Source organism: Thermoflexus sp. (assembly GCF_025055495.1).
Taxonomy (GTDB): Bacteria; Chloroflexota; Anaerolineae; order Thermoflexales; family Thermoflexaceae; genus Thermoflexus.
Genome location: NZ_JANWXB010000359.1, coordinates 1 through 4,193, shown reverse-complemented (window position 1 = coordinate 4,193; position 4,193 = coordinate 1). Strand labels below are relative to the sequence as shown.

The following is a 4,193-nucleotide window of genomic DNA, read 5'->3' as shown; positions in this document are numbered from 1 at the left end:
GATAACTGGACGAAGCACTAGATCTTTTCTGTCACGTAAAAGGCCCCGCTATGCTCTGGCGCATAACGGGCACTGCTAACGGGATACCGGGCACTGACGTGCCCTACTATACCGGGCACTGACGTGCCCTACTACAAACAGGGGAATAGGGCGCGTCAGTGCCTGCTCTTTCCGAGAGAACGGCGGCACGCCCCTGGGAAACCCGCTGGGGCAGCTCCTGGCCCTGGGAGACGCCATGCGTGGGCTTCTTATTCCTGTCCTGCGCTCAGGAGCTCACGGTTGAAGGGCAGATTCAGGAATGCGGTGCGCATTTCGAGGTCCGGGATTGCAGCGGAGCGGGTTTCCAAGACGGCTCGCGCCTCCGCGGCCAGCTGGGCGGCCCGTTCCGGCTCTTCCAGCATGCGACAAGCCTTGGCGGCCGTCCACAGCACGGCTTCCGGATGCAGGATGCCGGTAGGGTTCGCCCGATAAAGGGCCAGCATCTCTTCCATCGCCTCCCGAGCGGCCGGCCCATCCTGCCGGCGAAGCAAGACCTCCACCAGATCCACCATATCGTGGCAGAGATCGGCGGTTTGCCCCAGCTCCCGGCGCAACGCCAGCCCCTGCCGGATGTGGACCAGGGCGGCGTCCAGATCGCCCAGCTCGCGCTCGGCGGCGCTTAGAGCCACCAGGGCCGCCGCTTCCAGAGGGCGGGCGCCGATCGCCCGGGCCAGCTCAAGACCTCGTTGCGCCATCCGCCGGGCTGTCGGGTAGTCCTGCTGATAATGGGCCACCACAGACCGGTTGATCGCGCACACGGTTTGACCGCGCTGATCCTGAAGGAGCGTGAACAGCTGTTCCGCCTCCTGAAAGGCGGCAGCGGCCTGGGCGTAGCGCCCCAGGTTGATATACAACACCGCCAGATTGATGAGCGCAGCGGCCTGGCCCTGCGGGCGGTTCATGAGATGATAACGCTGGATCGCCTCCCGATAGGCGGCCTCCGCCTCGCCGGGGCGGAAGAGGCGGGCCTGAGTGGCCGCCAATTGGAGCAACGCATCCGCCTCCCCCACCCGATCCCCCAGGGCGCGGGCCAGCTCGAGGGCCTGCTGGCTGGCCTCGAGGGCCTGGTCGAAACGCTGCCGTGCGAAGGCCATCCGAGCGTAGGTCTGGGTCGTCCGCAGGATCACGAATCGCTCCTCATGCTCCCGGAATCGCTCCGTTGCGTATTGCAGATAACGTTCTGCCCGCTTGAAATCCCCCTCATGCAGCGAGGCTTCCGCCAGCAGGCAGAGGGAGACGATCTGGGCGCTTGCATCGCCCCGGGCCTGATCATGCGCCAGGGCTTCCTCCAGACACTGGCGCGCCCGTGAGTACTCCCCCACCAGCATCGCGTAGACGCCCTCCGCCTGGAGCAGGGATGAATAGCGCTCCCTCCGGGTTTGCTCATCCGCTGTCTCCAACCAGAGGCGTAGCCGGTCGATGGCCTCGCGCTCCCGATCCCGCTGGCCCCGGGCGCGGTAGAAGAGCACCTGCCGATGCAACGCCTGATACGCGCGCTCCGGATCCTGAAGGCGTTGGGCCAGCTGCGCCATCTCATTCAAATCGGCCTCCCATTCGGCGGAAGCGCCGGCGCGCGCGAGGATCTCCTCGTGAAGGGCAAGCAGGTCGAAACGGAGAGCCGGATCCTTCGCCAGGGTCAGGCCCTGCTCCAGCCAGCGCCGGGCTTCCTGACCCGCGTAGAGCTGAAGGGCGTGGCGGGCGGCTTCCAGGAACCAACGCGCCGCTAGGGCGGCTTCGCCGCCCCTCTCCCAGTGATGGCCGATGGTGCCCGCCAGTTCTCCTCGCTGAGCTGGATAGAGCTCCAGCAACAGCCGGGCAGCGCGGCGATGATAGCGCGTCCGGATCGAGGTTGGAACGAGCGAGTAGATCGCCTGCTGGATCAGATAGTGACGAAATCGGAAGGGAGGGGTGCCGCCGGCCTCTTCGATCAGACGATGATCCAGCAACGTCTCCAGCGCGTCGAGAATCCGCGCTTCGGCCCAGCCGCTCATCGCAGCCAGCAATTCGGGGTCGAATGCCATGCCGCACACCGCCGCGATCTGAGCCAGGGCGCGGGCCTCTGGCGAAAGCCGCTGCAGGCGCGGCGCGAGCATCGCGCGCGCCCTCTCCAGCGGAACCGTGGCCTCAAGGGAAGCGGAGGAGCTAAACAGGGCGTGGCGCGTCAGAAACTCGTAGAGCATCTCGATCAGGAAGAATGGGTTGCCGCCGCTATACTTCCACAGCCATTCCGCCTCCGCCTGCGCCTCGGGATATTCTCGAAGCATCACGCGGACATCGGCAACATCCAGCGGGGCCAGATCCAGCCAGAGCATGCATCCCTCGCTCTGTAAGCGGCGCCGGGCTTGACGCATCGGATGGGTGAAGCCGATCTCTTCCGAGCGGAACGTGCCGAGGAACAAGAGCCGCTGACGGCCCGCGCGCAGGCCGAGGAACGTGAGCAGCGACCACGTGTCTGCGCCCGCCCGGTGCAGATCCTCCAGGATGATCAGCAGCGGGCGCGGACGGGAGAGGCCCTCCAGGAAGGCGCTTAAAGCGTCGAACAGCCGCAATCGCTCCCGTTCCGGATCCAGCGGCTCCTGTCGCCTCGGAGGGGCTTTCACCGACTCCGGGGATAGGGAGGCCAGAAGCGCCCGATGGGTTGGACTCAACCGGAACGAAGAAACCAACGAGAGCACGGGCTGGAGGGCGGCGAGCAGGGCCTCATAGGGTTGGGATTCCTCGGGCGCGGTGAATCCCTTCAACACGCGCCCGCCCTGCGCCTCCGCCCACGAGGCGAACTCGGCGGCGAGCCGGCTCTTGCCGATCCCCGCCTCGCCGCCGATGAGGATCACGCCGCCCTTTCCCTGGGTAGCCTGGCGCCAGCGCTCCTGCAACGCCCTCATCTCCCGCTGGCGGCCGACGAGCGGGAACCGGATCCGTGATGGCCCCTCGATCGCCGGGAGGGGCTCGGAGGTCGGCAGAGGATCCCCCCGGGCGATGATCTGATAAAGCAACTGGGTTTCCTCCATCGGGTCGACGCGCATTTCCTGCCGCAGGCGCTGGGCGAAGGCGGCATACTCGGATAGGGCGCCCGCGCGATCCCCGGTCTCGTAACGGAGCATCATCAGGCGGCGCAGGGCGCTTTCGTGGAAGGGATCCGCGGTCAGCAGGCGCCGCGCCGCCGCGATGGCCTGCGCGTAATCGCGGCGCTGATGCGCATCCAGGATCAGGCCCTCCAGGCATGCTAAAAACCGGTTCCGCCAGTGCTCCCGCTCGATCAGAAGCCACTCCTCTTCGTCCACCCCCTCCAGCAAGTCCCCCCGATAGAGCGCCACCGCCCGGGCCCAGTCCTCCCGGCGCTGGCTCAGGCGCTCAAATTCCGCCAAGTCCAGCCAGAGGGATGCCTCGGGATTCCACTGAATGAACTGGTGAGTGATGAGCACCCAGGGACGATCCGTCGGGGCTGGAGGGAGCGCGCGGAGCAGATCATGCAGGTGGCGACGCAGATTCGCCAGCGCTTTCTCTTTGGGGATATCCGGCCAGAGGGCAAAGGCGATGCGATCGCGGGGAACGGGGCTCTCGCGGCGCAGCAATAAATACGCCAGCAGGGATAACGTTTTGGCCCGTCTGCTGCGCCAGAAGGTGACATTCTGCCATTCAATCTGGGGAGGACCCAGAAGAGCCACTCGCAGCGTCATGGGGATCCGCTCCTGAAGCATACGTCTTACGATTGGCGAACCATGGCCCTCCCCAAGAGCACGTCTGAACATCCGTTTGGATATGGGTGTCGATTTGCGGGCGGCTCCTCTTCCGATCGATGTTCAGACATGCTCTATACTTACCACATAACCGGCGAGGAGGGCTTTTGGGGCAACGTTCCACCACTGCCCGAAGGAGGCCTCCGCTTCCCTTTGTGGACGCTTTGTGGACGCCAGACATCAAAAATTATAACCTGGATTCACAAATTTCGGCAACGCCCCGGGAAGCTGGGTGTGTCCCAGATCGATCGGAGTGGATCCTGGAGGATTTGGGAGGGATCCCCGACGGTCTTGAGATGCACCTACCGAAGGGGTCGGAGCCCCAAGCCCAAACAGGAGGCCGAGATGCTGATGAACATCCGGAAAGCGCCTGCAGAGGAGGCCGGGGATCAGGATCGCCTGATGGCCCTGCTGGCT

Annotated in this window: 2 protein-coding genes; one reads left to right on the top strand and one right to left on the bottom strand. The window is 65.3% G+C overall.

The features are described from left to right. Positions 1–248: 248 nt before the first annotated feature. The gene (locus NZM16_RS11565; RefSeq protein ID WP_295480510.1) at positions 249–3,716 is read right to left on the bottom strand and encodes an AAA family ATPase; all 3,468 of its coding nucleotides are present in this window, start codon (positions 3,714–3,716) and stop codon (positions 249–251) included. A 294-nt stretch (positions 3,717–4,010) separates the two neighbouring features. On the opposite strand from NZM16_RS11565, the gene NZM16_RS11560 reads away from it, so the two are divergent. Further along, on the top strand, positions 4,011–4,193 hold a 183-nt coding region (locus NZM16_RS11560; protein ID WP_295480508.1), incomplete at its 3' end, for a hypothetical protein.

What these genes read in the sequence shown, in the direction of transcription:
- NZM16_RS11565 (WP_295480510.1), bottom strand. Translation starts at nt 3,716, where the DNA reads ATGACGCTGCGAGTGGCTCTTCTGGGTCCTCCCCAGATTGAATGGCAG.